This is a genomic window from Ruegeria haliotis, assembly GCF_013377785.1.
Taxonomy (GTDB): Bacteria; Pseudomonadota; Alphaproteobacteria; order Rhodobacterales; family Rhodobacteraceae; genus Ruegeria; species Ruegeria haliotis.
On the sequence record NZ_JABXWT010000022.1, the window covers coordinates 31,302 to 47,196 of the forward strand.

Below are 15,895 nucleotides of genomic sequence, written 5' to 3' on the forward strand. Positions count from 1 at the left end.
TCCCCCTCAAGTCGGTGACCCACAATAATTTTCTGTTCAAACAAAGGACCCAAACCGATGAAAATGACATTCTCAGCACTGTTGGCGCTCGCCGAATTCGCATCCCAGTCCCCGGTCTATGCGGAAGACCTCCAGTTCCGGCTCGTCAATGACAGCAGTTCTGCTCTGGTCGGCTTCAATGTCTCTCCGACGTCTTCCCAGTTTTGGGAAGAAAACCTGCTGGCAGGCGATCACATCGCGCCGGGTTATGAAGCTGGCATTACCATTGCGGACGGGTTGACCACATGCACCTACGATATCCGCGGCAGCTTCGCGGATGACTCCGAGGCTGAGGACTTAGGCTTGGATCTATGTGAGTTGGGCGAATACACCTTTATCGACTGAATAAGCACCGAAGGTCGGACACACGCAAACCAGTGAAAGCTCCAGACATAAATGGCAGAAAGGTTGCGTCATACGGATGCGCGACACGCCTTTGAGAAACAGGATCAACCAGACAACGCAATTGTGTTCGTCTGGCATCAACCAGGGCGCGACATTGAGGTTTCATTTGGCCAGTTGACCGTCTAAACTTCTGGTTCCGGCGCCTACCGCCATTATGGAGACACTATGCGCGTCAGCGTAGGGATCGCTGTTACACTGCTTGTTGCCCTGTCGATCGGCGTGTCGACTTTCGTTGTCCATTCCCTGTGGTGGACAACAGCGCGAGAAAACAGTCGGATGCTTGCGGCCGAAATCAACAGTCAGATCGCCAATACCGTTCGCATCGAAGTCGGACTGACACTCAGGTCGGCAGAAGCAGCCTGGGCTGCGGTCCGCACCATCTTTGTTCAGAACGTTATTGCAACGCGACAAGCCGACAAGCGAGAGTTTGTCTTCCTGTCTCAATTGCAGGCACAACCCAACATTTCATGGATCATCTTCGGCTGGTCAGACGGGAACTTTTTTGCGGCACACCGGCTCGGCGATGGCGGTCTGGAGATGATCGAAATCGACGATGAAATTCGGGATCGGATGCTGCGTACGGATCGATACATCTTTATTCCCGGCGACATCCAATTTGAAGAGCGAGAATTCACGCCCACAACCTTCGATCCGCGTGAACACGCCTGGTTCGGGAATTCGATAGGGCGGAGCACACCGGATTGGATCGAAGCCCGTGACTTGCCGGGTACTCAAAAGACAGTCTACGCGTTTGCCGGGCCGGTTGATGTGAACCGTACGCGGCAGGGCGTATTGGCAGTTGTCATAGAAACGGATCGACTGTCGCGATTTCTTGGTACATTGCGACCGGGCGAATTTGGCGCCGCGTTTATCCTTGATGCTGACGGAAACGTGATCGCAGCGCCTGATCCGAATGCCGATGAGATTACGCCGGCACGGATGGGTGAAGGCAACCTCTATGAGGTAGCCAAAATGTCCGGTGAACAATTGTTGGGAAAGACCGCGACACCTGCGACCATGAACTCGACAACCCGGATTGTTAATGATGGTGTGCCCTATGCCGTGGCACTGACACCGTTGGGTTTTTATGGCTGGCGCGTGGCAACAGTTATCCCGGAATCGGCATTCCTGTCTGGAATCGACAAGACCTTGGTAGATCTGATTTACGTATTGATCGGAGTCGTGATTGTGGCAACCGGATTGGCGATCTGGCTTGTTCGAACGGTCGTAGCCAGACCATTGGCACGCATCGTCGAGGACCTGAGCAAGGTTGAACGCTTCGACATCGAACAGATCGCACGACGGCCATCCAGACTTTCAGAGCTATCGAACCTTTCCGCGGCGACGGCAAACATGGCGGCAGGTCTCTCGGCCTTTCGCAAATACGTCCCTACCGATCTTGTTCGGATGTTGGTTGCCGAGGGTATCGAGACACAGCCCGGTGGGGACATGAAGGTAATCTCGGTCCTGTTTTGCGATGTTGCGGGTTTTACCGGTCTGTCCGAGAAACTCGGACCGAAGATCGTTCAGCTGATGGAACCCTTTTTCGACGCGGCTTCGTCGGCCATCGCACGTCATGACGGAACGATCGACAAGTTCATGGGCGATGCCGTTATGGCATTCTGGGGCGCACCACGTCGGGATGTAAATCACGCCGAGAATGCATGCCGCGCCGCACTGGATCTTGTCGCGGCGGTTGCAGAGGCGGACATCAAGGACGATACCGGAACCCCCCTGGGCATCCGGATCGGATTGAACAGTGGTGAAGCGCTGGTTGGCAACATCGGATCCGAGCAACGGTTGAACTATACGGCAATCGGTGACGTTGTTAATGTCGCAAGCCGTTTGGAAGGGACCAACAAGGCCTATGGCACATCAATCCTGATCGGCCCGGAGACACGGCGTGCAGCTGGCGACACAATCATCGTACGGGAACTGGACACGCTCGCCGTGTTCGGCAGAACCGGTGGGCTTGTCATATACGAGTTGATTGCGATGGCCGATACTCTCGAAGGACCACAGGCTTGGGTTTTGGCCTACGAAGAAGGTCTACGACATTATCGAAACAGACGTTTTGACAAGGCGATCGCCGCTTTTGAGACGGCCGATGAGGCGCGCGGCGGTGATCCGGCTTCAGCCATCATGACAAAACGTGCTTCCACATTCCAAACCAAGCCGCCACCAAGTGACTGGATGGGTGTCGCTATTGCGGACACGAAATGAACTGTCCAAATCCCATAAGTAGGCGCTGTCGTGCTAACCAGGCTCTGAGCGTGTTCGGTAATGACGTTCACAATGTGACGGTAGCTGTAAATGCAATGGCTAATGGACTACCGTCTTGATCCGCCCCAATTTTGTTGGAGAGGATCACGTCCATTTGTGCAGTAAATTCGCCTCAGGTGGATACCTTTTTCAAAGGTAACCGAATGCGACTGTAGTGGGATAATAGCCCTATAGAAACGATCCATGGAACCAAATACGCTCTTTGGTAGACATGGGTAAAGTTCATCGCCAGCGCGGCGAAAGTCAGAGTAATTGTGATGACGGTTGTGCGACCGGCGACCCTGTTCGGTGTCTCGGGGCCGGCAAGTACCGCGCTTGTGACAGCTGCGAGGAAGATCAAGAGCAATCCCATAAGCGCGATAAGACCACCTTCATTCGCCAACAACAGATAAAGATTATGAACTGGCAGGTCGTGCGCACTCAATTCTCGATAGCCCCCGGCACCCATTCCGATCGCAAAGTAGTCCGGCAAGAAGTACCATGCCTCGACCATCAAGTCGGCGCGATCATCGAATGTTCCTGCGTTCTCAATATCACCCTGTTGTATCGGATTGAGAACACGCTCGACGAAGGCTTCAGGGAGAATCTGATCAGCGAAAGTTAACCCGATCCAAAGAATGACCACGAAAATGGTCGACCAGATGAAGAACACGCGAAACTTCCCAAGCAAGAACAGATAAATCACTCCGCAGATAAACGCACCAACCAAACTTGAATTGGAACTGGTGAAAATAAGTGTGATGAACGTGATTCCGAAAAAACTGGCGAAAACAAGCGGGCGGAAAGCCTTAGTTAGTCCCAGATACCAAATCACGGGAAACCAAAGGTCGATGATACCGGCAAGCCCGTTGGGATTATCGGTAAGACCGGCCACCCGCCCGTTCCCGGTCACCAATGCAAATTGTCTGGCATCCCCACCCGAGTGACCTACGGAATATGCTCCCATTCCAACGAGGCAATTGATGACAATCGACAAGACACCAATTTTCGCCAGAGCCACAGCCTCTTCATAAGGGCGGCCCAGTATCGCCAAGGGTAGTAAAACAAATGAAAAGAAATATTGAACAAGTACAATGAACGCCTCACCAGGATCACCGTTAGCTACGCTACCTACCAAAAGCCCGCCGAGGACCATGGCAATTCCAACCCACCAAAGCGATGTTGCTGACTGCAAAGGATACTTTGGAATGCAGCGAATACAGCGAAAAAGCAGTGAAAAAGTAATGAAAAAATCACTGGCCGTGAAAGACGCGATAGGGTGGCGGACGGAAGAAAATGTACTTAGCAGGATGCCGAGGAGCAGGCAGAACATCTCGGCGTTCTCCAGCGACGATCTTGGTCGGGTAATTGTCCCCACTCCCTCCATTTTGTCTGACATCCTTCGACTGATCCGCTAACCGTCCACTGCTTTAGTCCGAAATTTGGCCCTGGCAGATAGAAATTTCTTTCACTTACTTTCCCATACCGGCGCCATCACCAGCCATTTCGTGCAGAAACTCCTCCAGATTGGTCCAGCCGTCTTCGTCCTGGTCATCGATCCCATCGAGCGGGTCACTTGGGTCCAGTCCCCATTTGACTTCCCACTCATCATCCATTCCATCCGTATCAACATCCAGATAAGGTAAAGCAATGCTCAATTCGGGCCATCCCCCTACCTTTTCCGGGTTCCTCTTCAGGACACGGCCGGACCGGTTTCGAACCTCTTCGATAACACGCTGATCGACAACATCCCGCATCGGACGTGTTGCGCCTGCATTTTGAAGAACTGATTCATAAACCGAGGCTACGGGATCGGCATGCACCAACGGAGTAACGACTGGTTCACTAACGACATAATTTCGGTTTTCAGGCGCAAGCACCAAGTCTTCGGGAAGATCGCTGGTCTCACGATTGTCTTCGTCCAGGTTGTCACGCAAGTAAATTTCGAACCCAAATTCTCCGTAGTCGAATAGATGGACAAGCCTGTCTGACGCTATGTCTTTTCCAGTCAACTTTAAATTGCCAATAATGTTGGCGGCAACTTTTCCGCGATTGTTCATCAAGGATACCACATACTGCCATTGCGGCGAGTACATCAGGTTGTTCACAATTTCAGTTGTTGTTCCGGGTGTCTCAGGTGCGATTTGTGGGTTTCGAAAAATACCGTGTGAAAACAGGTTGTGATGCACACTAAAATCGCCCCCGCGCGTCAAAAGCATATTGCGCGCCCGGGTACTTTTCCCCGGGCCGCCACTGTACAATGGCTCACTGAAGATGCTCCACTGTACAGTCAGCCGTTCAGCATATTCCGAGTCCATCGTTTCATCACTGCCCCAGCTGGCTGAAATATGATCAAAAATCACGTCTCGACTTGCGCGCTTGTAAACGCCGATGGCACCAGAGCAGCAAGATTTCAATTCGTGCGGGCCCGGGCGAATACGCAGATGTCTGACAATTACATCATGAGTGTGGATCTCAAGCGACGGCCTGAGCTGTCGTGGGCCATTGCGAATTGCGATACCGCCTCCGGGGGCGGTCTCACCTGCAATTGTCAGGTACGGATTTGACGCGACCAGCGACTGCTTTTCTAACACAATCGTACCACTGACTCTGAAAATACAGGTTCTGGGACCCGCTTGCTGAATACAATCGCGCAATGAACCCGAACCAGCCTCGTTCGTATTTGTCACGTAGATAACCCTACCCCCGCGACCGCCTTTCGCCGCGGCACCGTGGCCTTCGGCCGTCGGAAAGGCCCGCTGCGCCCCATCTGGTAGAAGCGGCGGGAACGCTCTGCTTTCGATCTGGGCATCCGCTGGAATTGCCAGTGAGAAAGCACTGGCAATCAGTAAACTAAAAGTGCGTAGAAACCGCTGCCCTCGACCTGAGATTGAACTGTTCGTCGAGCATCTCGAGCGAACGATGGGGTTACCGGTTCGGGCTGCAATGACGGTCATTGAGAGGTTAACTCCTGAAACATCTTATGCGGATAGATCTAGGGCATTTTCTAAGGATCGTATCATTCACTCATCCTCAGGGGCTAATCTTTAGTGATGATAGGGTGGATTGGAGTCTCACACCTGCCTCTATAGCGCCCTCTTGGGTCAGGTGCTCCCCGTCTACGGACATTAGCAACCCAGAGTCAGTGAAAACCTTACACCGCTCCAGATCCCCGCCACACAAGTCATCCATAATTGGATAATAATACTCATAAGACTTGAGCACATCATCCAGACGATTTGCGATCTGGATTGAATATTCGCGCACCGGTTGCGTGTGCGTAGCCCTGTCCTCGTTGGAGATCGATAGCGCCTTGATAGAGTTCATTGCGCCAAAGTCTTTGTTTCCAAATACTCTTATCGGCTTGCCGTACTTCTGATCCAGATTTTTCAACGACGTGGGCAGCAAATCAACCACCCATTCCTCCCAGGATGAAACCAGCCAAATCTCATCAGCGTTTGTAAGGATGCGATCAAAATCATCACCCTCATAACGGCCAAGCACCTTACAGCGCTCTGCTCTGGCTCTTGGTATATTGACTTGAATTGCATCATAGTCAGTGAGCAACAAGTTTCCGCACTCGGAGTTCACCTGACGTGTGGAAAACTCAAAATCCGTAAACATGCCACTTTCAATCAGTACATTCACGAAATCCTTGGCATAGCTATCTCCAACTATGACCACTTTTCTTTTAGAGTCCGGCGAAAAAGACCTAAATTGCAGTGAGTCAAATTGAACTTGATTATACCCTTTGTAAGAAGCCAACTGGGCAAGAAGTTTTTGATCGGCAACCGCGTATCTGGATGGAAATCCATTTTTGAAAACAATCACACCTCCGAGCGCGACAATAAGAACAGTCCCAACAACGCCATATGTAATGAGCGTTGTCAAATTTACTCTGCGCTTATTGCGAAATGGCTTTTCAACAACGTAGTACGACGTCACTGAAAGAACGATCGTTACGGCTATTAAAATCACTACGTTGTTTTCAAATAAGCTGAGATGGCGAGCCAAGGCGAACAGGGGCTGATGCCACAAATACAACGAAAAGCTTATCAGACCTATGTAAACCACTGCCGATAATGACAAAAGCTTGCGAAGCAGAACAGAATTGGTCGACGAAATTATAAAAATTGCGGTGCCAAGTGTGGGTATCAATGCGTTGACGTAGGGAAATAGTGTTGTGCTGTCAAATGTAAAATATGCAAACGCTATAAAAGCTAACCCAAAAAAACTTAAAGCCTCGGCAAGTGGCTGTGGAATAGAAACTGTTTTACGAAAAAGAAACAACGCGCAAAAAGCGCCAATGAGCAGCTCCCACGCTCTCGTAAAGGGAAAGTAAAAAGCGGTATCAAAATGTATCAATGTTACATAGTAAGACGAAATTAGTGACAAAAGGAAAATCAAGAAGAGAGTCCAAGTCAGATACCTGGACCCAAGCTTGTAAATCAATAGGAGCAATGGGGGAAAGACGATATAAAACTGCTCTTCGACGGCCAGACTCCAGGTGTGCACCAACGGTTTAAGCTCCGTTGCGCCGCCAAAATAACCTCGCTCTGACCAAAAGAAGAAGTTTGAAGAAAAAATTGGTATCGAAATCGCACTTTTTGCCAGAGAAACCAAATCCTCGGGGTAGAGGACAAACATAGAAACAATCAGTGTTGATATCACGACCAAATAGAGAATTGGAAGAATTCGCCGTGCACGTCTTTCGTAAAAGTTGACGATACTAAATTGATCTTTTTCAATTTCCTCAATGAGGATCGTTGTAATCAGGTATCCGCTGATCACAAAAAAAACGTCAACGCCTACAAACCCTCCACTAAACAACTCGAAGCCGGCGTGGAATAGTATGACCGGCACAACTGCAACAGCTCGCAAGCCGTCAATTTCGGCGCGATACTTCAAGTCAGCAATCCCTCAAATGAATGAAAGATGAATTTCTTGCAATGTATACACAAGAGAATTGAATGGCGGAACGGATCATTGCAGAAGTGACTGCCATGATTAAACTGATGGCGTCGGAATAGTCGTTCGATATAATACGCTTGTCCATTTGAGAAACCTAAACTTATTAATCACACACCGTTACAATTGGTTAACTCAGAGACTCTCAAAATATTGCACGTAGAGAGGTAGGTCTCTCGGCGCGTTTTTTCGGAGTCTACTTGTAGTAGTCATAGTGCCCATAGTAACCTTCATACCCAATCCAGCGGAATTTTTTAGGATCCACGTCGTTCAGAACAGTCCCTACGACATGGAATCCAGATTGAGCCAATCGCCTGCTTGCCGTTTGAAGAGCGTCTTGCGGAGTTTTACCCCACCGCGACACCAGAAGTACTGCGTCTACCAAAGCGTCATTTCGAAAAACCTCGTCCATCACCAAAGCTGGCGGGGTGTCGATCACGATGAGATCGTATTGTTTCGACAGAGTCTCTTTTACCCTTTTTAGTTTGGCCTCAGCTGCACTCGTGAGTTCACGCGTAGGAGAAGCGACCGTCATCAGATCCAATGTTCCGGTCGCTTTTTGGGCCATGGGAACAGGTTGAACGACCAGATTATCGGAATATAGATCTGTTTGCTGGAACTTGACTGAATCTGGAACCAACAGCTTGGAAGCACCCCGACGGTAAGTGTCGAGATCAATCATTAACGTGTCCATTCCGTCAGCAGCTGCAGTAGTAGCCAAAACTGAGCTGAGAAATGATTTGCCTTCGTTGGGCAATGCAGACGTGATCAACAGTACCTTGGCATCTTGAAACTTGATGCAGTTGGTCAATATCCCGCGTGCGGCTTCAGCTAATGGTGAGTTGGGATTCTCAATAGGTTCTGCGACCGTAGCTTGGTTTTTAGTGGGTTTGACTTTTTGTTTGACGAAATAACCTAGATTTTGAAGGCCGGTCGCCTTGAATATCTGTTTTTCAGTCTTGACGGTCCGATCAAGCCCTTCCCGCACCAGCGCAAGCACAAAGCCTATAATGACGGACATGGCGCCCGCTAGAAGGACAGCAAGGAGGCGGCTGGGTGCATAGGCTTTGAGTGGAACTCGGGCAACAGATACTTGAGTTGTCCCCGGGTCTTCCTGTCCTATTCTGGTCTCAAGTAGATTAAGTTCGTCGACTGCTGACTGGTAACGAGACCGAAGAAGTTCAGTCTCTCTCTCTTTGGCCAGGAGCGACAGTTCCAAACGAGTCCGCGATTGCAACCGTTGTTCTGCATCCGCCAATTCTTCGCGCATAGCTTTTTCTTCGTCCGGAGGAACCTGCTGTTCCAGTCCAGCCTCCAAGATTGTACGCGCTCGTTCGACGGTGTTTCGCAGTCGATTCAGTTGCTGTTCGTCATCAAGGTTATCATTGCGAATGAATTCTGCCAGCTTGGCTTCGGCTTGTGTAAACTCTTCTCCCAACAGCCCTACCCGGCGGCGCAAGTCACCAATGGATTTTTGCAGCCTGTTAATCCGGTTGTTAAATTCATTATTGATATATACGCTTATGACCGTGTTGGCGAAGGCTGCTGCGAGATCCGGATTGGTTGATCTGCCTTCGACTGTCAAAGCCAAACTTTCACCCTCACGAGTCACGCTATAGGACGCCAACACTTTGTCTGTGACGGCTTGGCGCCGTAATTCCTCACTCACAGGGAGATTTGTTTGAGGATCAATTCCAGAAACGAAACTATCGTCTTCAAACAGGCCCAGTGTTTCCGCAATTTGCTCAGCAAAGTCACGTGACCGAAGTTTTGCCAGTTCAGTTTCAACGCTTGAACGACTCAACTCGAAGGTCTCCAAGTTTCCGGTAGAATCGCTGAAACGGGTTTCGGAAAGCGCCAAAACCATCTGCGCATCGGTACGGTACCTGTCAGGCACCGAGCTCATATACAGTGACGTCAAAAAAACTGCGACTAAAACAAGGATTGCAACAGGAAGCATGTTGCGGCGCAAAAGTAGCCAAATGCTAACGAATTCAGCAGATTCGCTCTGGCTGCTCGTAACGCCATACGTAGATTTCACAGGTATACTCCATACTTGCTAACACAGTCATTGCGACATGAAAAAGGTCCCGGAAACCAACAGGTACCTTAGGCGCAGTTGTATCGTCCCTTTACTCGTCTTGGTAGACTTATCTGGCTTTGTTGCACAAATCTCCTGAAGGCGGGCTTATCCTAAGGGCTCTGTGAAAGGTATGCCAAGTGCGGTGTAACTATTATGCGAGCTTGGATTGCCGCACCCTGTCTGTCGATATCCCTGACCATGAGCGACTGACCGAAGAAGTTTCAGACACCGCTTCTCACACTCTCGTCCCGCACATGGCTCGCAATTGCCGAACCTCGTGCTGCGCTACGACAACGAACTCGGTACGAACAAAGACCAGCTTAACAAGCTCTCTACTGACCCAAGAGCCACCTCTTGGGGGTATAAATTCGGTACGACCACCCGGGTTTCACCCAAACGTCAATGTTGACAAAATCGATTGGGAATTTTACGGCAAGGGTTAAGACGGGCCGAATTCCCTGTCAGCCAGATCGTGCTTCTTCCCTCGAGTTGCCGTGATCCAGCCAAACCTCATGAAAATCAACAGTGCCAATGCGACACAGTACATCCGCAAGGGTGTCGTCCGCTGGCATCTAAGATGGATGGTCCAATGGCGCTTGCAGACCCGGCCAGAGCTAAAGAAGCGGTGACCTTGCACCCTGATTTCCCGCAACGCTCGGAAACCTACATACGCGGCCTGACCTTCAATGCAATCCGAATGCACCTCCGGCACGAGGCCAGCACCCGTGATCTGAAGGTCCACACTGATAGCGACGCAGGCATTACGGTCCAATTGGCGCGCGGGCTGCTGTCCTTTTCACGCGCAGGCGCAGGTGTTCAGGCTCGCGTTCAGGCCCCCCGCCCCGAATGGCTGCAGGTTCTAAAAGAGGGGCTGGTGGAACGGTTGGGTCAGGTAGCCCCGGATTCAGTTGATGGGTTGCGGTGGTCCGGTTCGGACCAAGCCGGCAAACATCCTGCCAACTTCCATTTTGCCCGGGTTCTGTCTGTCACACCGCTGGGTCGTGCTTTTGTGCGTGTGAGGGCATCGGTCAAGGACCTGTCAGGGTTTCAGGACGATGCCATTCATTTCCGTCTGGTCCTACCGCCTGAGGGGGCTACTGCCGTGCAGTGGCCAACTCTTGCTGCGAACGGGACAGCTGTTTGGCCCAAGGGCGATCAAACCCTGCATCGCCCGGTTTACACCGTCCGAATGCTTGATCATGCGACAGGTACACTGGACTTCGACGTATTCCTGCATGAGGGCGGACGTGTCACAAACTGGGTGCATACCGTTCTGCCCGGCGCAACGTTTGGCATTTCAGGGCCGGTCGGCGGCGGCATTCCGCAAACGGCCCGACTGCTGGCTTATGCCGACGAGACCGCCTTTCCCGCTCTTGCCCGTATTCTCGAAAACCTACCGTGCGACTCTGTCGGCCAAGTAACCCTTTTTGCCGACGCAGGCGCGGAATGCGCTTACCCGATCCATTTCCCGGATGGGATATCCGTGAAATGGCACATTCGGGCGGACGGGACGGATCTTGCTGATCTGGCACTGGCTGATCACAGCAAAAGACCAGACCACTTTCTTTGGGTTGCCAGTGAGAAAAGCGAAGTTCAGCGCGTTCGTGCGGCCTTCAAAGACAACAACGGCGATCCCGCCCAAGCCTATATCTCGGCCTATTGGAGCCGCCCATGATCAAGAGACTTACACTTCTGGCTGCCCTTGTCGTGGCCCCCGCTTGCCTTGTTGCGCAGGAAACTCCGTCGCAACCGGCGCCCGAATTGCCCGCGAACAGCCCTGCATTTGCAGACCCCTTGCCATCAATCGAGGAGCCAGAAGGAACGACATCTCCTTTGACGCCCGAGCCTGAGGTTCCGACGGCTGAGACACCGGCTGATCCGATCACCTCAACTGACCTGGCAACGCCCGAAACGCCAGAGGCTTTGCCACCCTCCGAACCTTTGAGCCAGCAGGAAGAACTGATGCTGGCCGCGCAGGATGCGTCGATCAAAGCGACCGAGTTTTTGAAGAACGGTGGACCGTCGATCTGGGCTATTGCAGCCTTGTCAGTGATTACAGTTGCGCTGATCCTGTGGAAAATCTGGCGACTGGCCTTGATCGGCGCGTGGTCACGGGGCAAAGCCGGAAAAGCGTTGGACCTGTTCGAGAACGGTCACACCGATGCCGCCCTGGCCACTGTCATGGATCGCAGAGGTATACGGTCCAAAGTGGTTGCACACGCAATCACCGCGATCCGGCAACTGCCGGAAGAACACGCACGTGAGGAAACCGCCCGGGTCGCAAAGCGCGAAATCGCACAGGCGGGCACCGGGTTGCGAGCGCTGGAATTGATCGCCACCATTGCGCCTTTGTTGGGTCTGCTGGGTACTGTTCTTGGCATGATCGCTGCATTTCAGGCGCTGCAACAAGCTGGCAACCGGGCCGATCCCGCATTGCTGGCAGGCGGCATCTGGGAAGCCCTTTTGACCACGGCGGCCGGTATGGCGGTTGCAATCCCCGCTTCCGCCGCCCTGACATGGTTCGAAGCGGTGATCGATCGCATTCGGCGAGATGTTGAAGACGGGGCAACGCGGTTGTTTGTGGCCCAGAAACCAGACGATCTGAGACTGGTCGCAGAATAGACTCATGCAATTCGCCCCACCCAGCAGACCCCGGCGCAAGCCCAGTCTCACCCCGATGATCGATGTGGTGTTTCTTTTGCTGGTTTTCTTCATGCTGGCATCTCGGTTCGGAGCGGATGCAATTCTGCCGCTGCCACTTGCGTCAACAGGTGGTGAGTACACCGGACCCCCACGCCTGATCGATGTGTATCCTGACATGGTAAGACTGAATGGCATCGAGACGGCTGACCTGCCGCAGGCCCTTGCGCCCCTGATGCAATCCCCGACGGACATGCTGGTGCTGCGCGGCAAGGATGGCGCAAGCCTGCAACGCATTGTTACGGTGACTGAAACCCTACGGCAGGCCGGTTACACCGCGACGGTTTTGGTGGAGTAGCGTGATGGATTTCTCTGCCCCACCCCGCCGACCGCGTTCCGAGTCGATCGTACCGATGATCAACGTGGTGTTCCTGTTGCTTATCTTTTTCCTGATGACATCCAATCTCACCACGCCGGAGCCATTTGATGTCACTCCGCCCAACGCCACGTCTGAAATCGAGCCAGAAATGGAGCGCATCTTATACGTCGATAAAACCGGAAGAATCTCATTTGAGGGAACCGAAGACACCGCTGCCCTGAGCGCGATCACGGCCATCAGTTCGACCGATCAGATCATTCAGATGCGCGCAGATGCCGAGCTGGAAGCCAGCGTACTGGCCGGTTTGCTGCAAAAACTCGCAAGCGCCGGATTGTCCCGGGTCGAGTTGATTGTGACAGCACAATGAAACACGGGATTGAAATCTGCATATTCGTGATCATCGCCATCACGCTGCACGTGTTGGCGTTCGCCCAAGGCCCCCGATCCGGGGTGCAGGCCGGGGGTAGCGGTGGCGATGCGATGGTTTCCATTCAGGCAGCGGCACCCACTGTTGTTGAGATGGTCAAGTCATGGGAGCGCCCACCAGTCGTCACACCAGAAGTTCAAAACGAACTTTCACCACCCGACGTCGTTCCAACTGAATCCCTGACTGTTCCGCAGATCGATCTCACCCTTGCTCCGCGCGCAGAAATACGCGTGGCGATCAAGCAGCCAGATAGTTTTCAGGAAATCGAGATCGATACGACGCCACCCCCTCCTCCACCTCCGACGGACCCTCAGCGTGATACTGAGGATATTCCCGACACGCGCCCTAAACCCAGGCCCGTGCAAGAAAACCCCAAAGAGGGGCTGAAAGCTGAACAGGCATCAACAGGACGGGCTAAAGAAGTCGCGGCAGGCTCTGGCGGGTCGGCGCAGGCCGGTGCCGGACGTAACAAAGTCACAACCGGCGATCCCGGCAAAGCGGCCAAACTTCAGGCGGTTTGGGGCGCTAAAATCCGGGCGCGCATCGAGCGCAACAAGCGCTACCCGCGCGGATCAAAAGCAAGCGGAAATGCAACGATCGAGTTGCGGGTGTCGCGCGACGGTAAACTGGTCAGCTATCGCGTAAAAAAATCGTCTGGTATTCCCGAGCTTGACGACGCCGCGATGAACGCAGTCGCCCGGGCCAAGCGCTTTCCAAAAGCGCCCAAAGATCTTTCGGGCAACAGCTTTAACTTTGCAGTGGCCATCAAACTGTCAGCGCGGCGATAGTCAGCAACCTGTGTCAGGACCGGATCTGCGATGACAAAATGCCCTCGGCCAGTCATGCGCCAATGGGCAAAAGCTGGCAACAAAACCGTTCGCAGGTGTTTCCGCGAATAGCCAGTCCCGAAGCACGCGACCTTTCTTGAATTCAGCCCACATATCTCAATCGACCGGCGTACAGTCGCGGATCACAAAGTGCTTTGTTGTGGTCTCCATGACCTCCCAAAATCCACGAAACCCGTTTGGAATCATAAAGCTGTCCCCGGTCCGAAAGTCTTGCCGAGTCCCGTCTTCGTGGATCAGTGCACAATGCCCTTCGATGATGTAGCAGTATTCGTCCTTGTCCGTGAACGCATGCCATTTGCCGGGTGTTGAAGTCCAAGTGCCAGCCGACAAAGACTCATCCGGGCTGGTAAAGTGCATTCCGATCTTATGGTACGGATCCCCCTCAACAACCCGATCAGGCAGATCAGCAAGTCGCCGCTCGCTTCGGTTTGCCGGTTCATTGAATAAGTTAATGACATGTCCGTTCATTTTGACACCAGTTTAGCTAGGGTTACGATTGTGCCGCACGTCGATTTGCATCATTCCAGTTGGCCCACCTCAATTGCCGTTTCGGTCACAGAAAGGTGGGAACAATCCCTTTCTGTGACCGGACTTTCTTTTTGGGTGGGATGGCCTGCAATTTTACAAAGGCTTCCATCACATATGCAAAAAGTAGACACCTGCCAGCACGAACAGTGCAATAAAGACCGTCTCGGCGACGATCAGGGCAATGGCCTGACCACCGACGTCAAGAATGCGTTTCAGCGAAGTTTTCATCCCTACCGCAGCAATTGAGACAAGCAAAGCCCAGCGGCTAAGGTTCGCCATGCCTTCTGACACCACTGCCGGGATCAACCCAAGTGAATTCAGTATAGCAAAAATCAGAAATCCAACGACAAACATGGGCAGAATTGGCGGTCGTTTGCCTTCATCTTCATCGCTGAACTCAGCGTGACGCCGCACGAGGACCGAGATAATCAAAACCACCGGGGCCAGCATGGCGACGCGGATCAGCTTGACCAACGTAGCGACTTCGCCGGTCTCATCCGAAACCGAAAAGCCCGCACCGACGACCTGAGCCACATCGTGGATCGTACCACCCAGGAAGACCCCGGAAACCTCGTAATCGAAGGCGAATGTTTCGGTGAGGATCGGATAGGCGATCATCGCAACGGTCGACAATACCGTAACCGACAGAACAGTGAAGATCAGGTTGCGCTCCGAATGCTCGTTCTTGGGCAGAATGGCCGACAGCGCCATAGCAGCTGACGCACCGCATATCGCGACTGAACCACCAGTCAAAATGCCAAAACGCCAGCCGCGGCCAAGCAAGCGGGCACCGAGAAGTCCGAACAGGATAGTCAGGATCACACCGAAAATTACGACCGCAATCAACTGCGGGCCTAAACCAACCATTAGTTCGACAGAAATGCGCGCACCCAAAAGTGCGACGCCAAAGCGCAACACAGTCCGAGCGGTGAATTCGATGCCCGCTTTACAATCGCCCTCATCATCTTCTGCAAGAAAATGAAAGGCAATGCCGAGCAACAGCGCCATCAGCATCGCAGGGGCGCCATAGTGTTCCGACAAAAACTGCGCGGCAGCAGCCACAACCACGGACACCAGGAATCCATGACCATTTTTGCGCACGAAAGAGCGCGCCCAGGACATGGGCGATTGAGATGCACTTAACGCCTGCATCGTTATTCCTTTACTAGATTAGCGCCTTCCTTATGGAAGACGCTCAAAAAGCCTGGACCTTTGGAAGGCCCAGGCAACTGTTGGGTTAAGCCCTTACGCCTGTTTCATGTGCGCCATGTCGTTGGCTGAGACGCCTGCGACAGCGACGGGTTTTTTCATGGCGT

Annotated in this window: 13 protein-coding genes; 7 read left to right on the plus strand and 6 right to left on the minus strand. The window is 52.6% G+C overall.

The window, feature by feature from the left end; translation table 11 throughout:
* Window positions 1-57: 57 nt before the first annotated feature.
* Window positions 58-384 carry a hypothetical protein gene (locus tag HW561_RS21215; protein ID WP_176867352.1) on the plus strand — a complete coding sequence of 109 codons (327 nt, stop codon included), beginning with the start codon at window positions 58-60 and terminating at the stop codon, window positions 382-384.
* A 225-nt stretch (window positions 385-609) separates the two neighbouring features.
* Window positions 610-2,667, plus strand: coding sequence for an adenylate/guanylate cyclase domain-containing protein (locus HW561_RS21220; protein ID WP_176867353.1), 2,058 nt, complete (start codon window positions 610-612; stop codon window positions 2,665-2,667).
* 172 nt (window positions 2,668-2,839) lie between these two features.
* Here the strand turns inward: HW561_RS21220 and HW561_RS21225 are convergent, their stop codons facing one another.
* The 4 genes from HW561_RS21225 to HW561_RS21240 form a co-directional block, all read right to left on the minus strand.
* Window positions 2,840-4,105, minus strand: a complete 1,266-nt coding sequence (locus HW561_RS21225) for an O-antigen ligase family protein (RefSeq protein ID WP_176867354.1) — start codon at window positions 4,103-4,105, stop codon at window positions 2,840-2,842.
* A 73-nt stretch (window positions 4,106-4,178) separates the two neighbouring features.
* Window positions 4,179-5,363 carry a hypothetical protein gene (locus tag HW561_RS21230; RefSeq protein WP_211198724.1) on the minus strand — a complete coding sequence of 395 codons (1,185 nt, stop codon included), beginning with the start codon at window positions 5,361-5,363 and terminating at the stop codon, window positions 4,179-4,181.
* Between the two features lie 376 nt (window positions 5,364-5,739).
* On the minus strand, window positions 5,740-7,614 hold the full coding sequence (locus HW561_RS21235) for an acyltransferase family protein (protein ID WP_176867355.1): 1,875 nt from the start codon (window positions 7,612-7,614) through the stop codon (window positions 5,740-5,742).
* Between the two features lie 256 nt (window positions 7,615-7,870).
* On the minus strand, window positions 7,871-9,715 hold the full coding sequence (locus HW561_RS21240) for a GumC family protein (protein ID WP_176867356.1): 1,845 nt from the start codon (window positions 9,713-9,715) through the stop codon (window positions 7,871-7,873).
* A 631-nt stretch (window positions 9,716-10,346) separates the two neighbouring features.
* Here HW561_RS21240 and HW561_RS21245 point away from each other — a divergent pair.
* The 5 genes from HW561_RS21245 to HW561_RS21265 are packed head-to-tail and all read left to right on the plus strand — an operon-like array spanning window position 10,347 to window position 13,991.
* A complete protein-coding gene (locus HW561_RS21245; RefSeq protein ID WP_176867357.1) occupies window positions 10,347-11,432 on the plus strand; it encodes a siderophore-interacting protein in 1,086 nt (361 codons plus the stop codon).
* Window positions 11,429-12,379, plus strand: coding sequence for a MotA/TolQ/ExbB proton channel family protein (locus tag HW561_RS21250; RefSeq protein ID WP_176867358.1), 951 nt, complete (start codon window positions 11,429-11,431; stop codon window positions 12,377-12,379). The genes HW561_RS21245 and HW561_RS21250 overlap by 4 nt, the downstream gene beginning before the upstream one ends.
* 4 nt (window positions 12,380-12,383) lie before the next feature.
* Window positions 12,384-12,755 carry an ExbD/TolR family protein gene (locus tag HW561_RS21255; protein WP_176867359.1) on the plus strand — a complete coding sequence of 124 codons (372 nt, stop codon included), beginning with the start codon at window positions 12,384-12,386 and terminating at the stop codon, window positions 12,753-12,755.
* Between the two features lie 4 nt (window positions 12,756-12,759).
* The gene (locus HW561_RS21260) at window positions 12,760-13,143 is read left to right on the plus strand and encodes an ExbD/TolR family protein (protein WP_176867360.1); all 384 of its coding nucleotides are present in this window, start codon (window positions 12,760-12,762) and stop codon (window positions 13,141-13,143) included.
* Window positions 13,140-13,991 carry an energy transducer TonB gene (locus HW561_RS21265; RefSeq protein ID WP_176867361.1) on the plus strand — a complete coding sequence of 284 codons (852 nt, stop codon included), beginning with the start codon at window positions 13,140-13,142 and terminating at the stop codon, window positions 13,989-13,991. The genes HW561_RS21260 and HW561_RS21265 overlap by 4 nt, the downstream gene beginning before the upstream one ends.
* Window positions 13,992-14,147: 156 nt before the next feature.
* Here HW561_RS21265 and HW561_RS21270 read toward each other — a convergent pair whose 3' ends face one another.
* The gene (locus HW561_RS21270) at window positions 14,148-14,408 is read right to left on the minus strand and encodes a cupin domain-containing protein (protein WP_235963021.1); all 261 of its coding nucleotides are present in this window, start codon (window positions 14,406-14,408) and stop codon (window positions 14,148-14,150) included.
* A gap of 279 nt (window positions 14,409-14,687) precedes the next feature.
* Window positions 14,688-15,731, minus strand: coding sequence for a YeiH family protein (locus HW561_RS21275; protein WP_408015406.1), 1,044 nt, complete (start codon window positions 15,729-15,731; stop codon window positions 14,688-14,690).
* Window positions 15,732-15,895 lie beyond the last annotated feature (164 nt).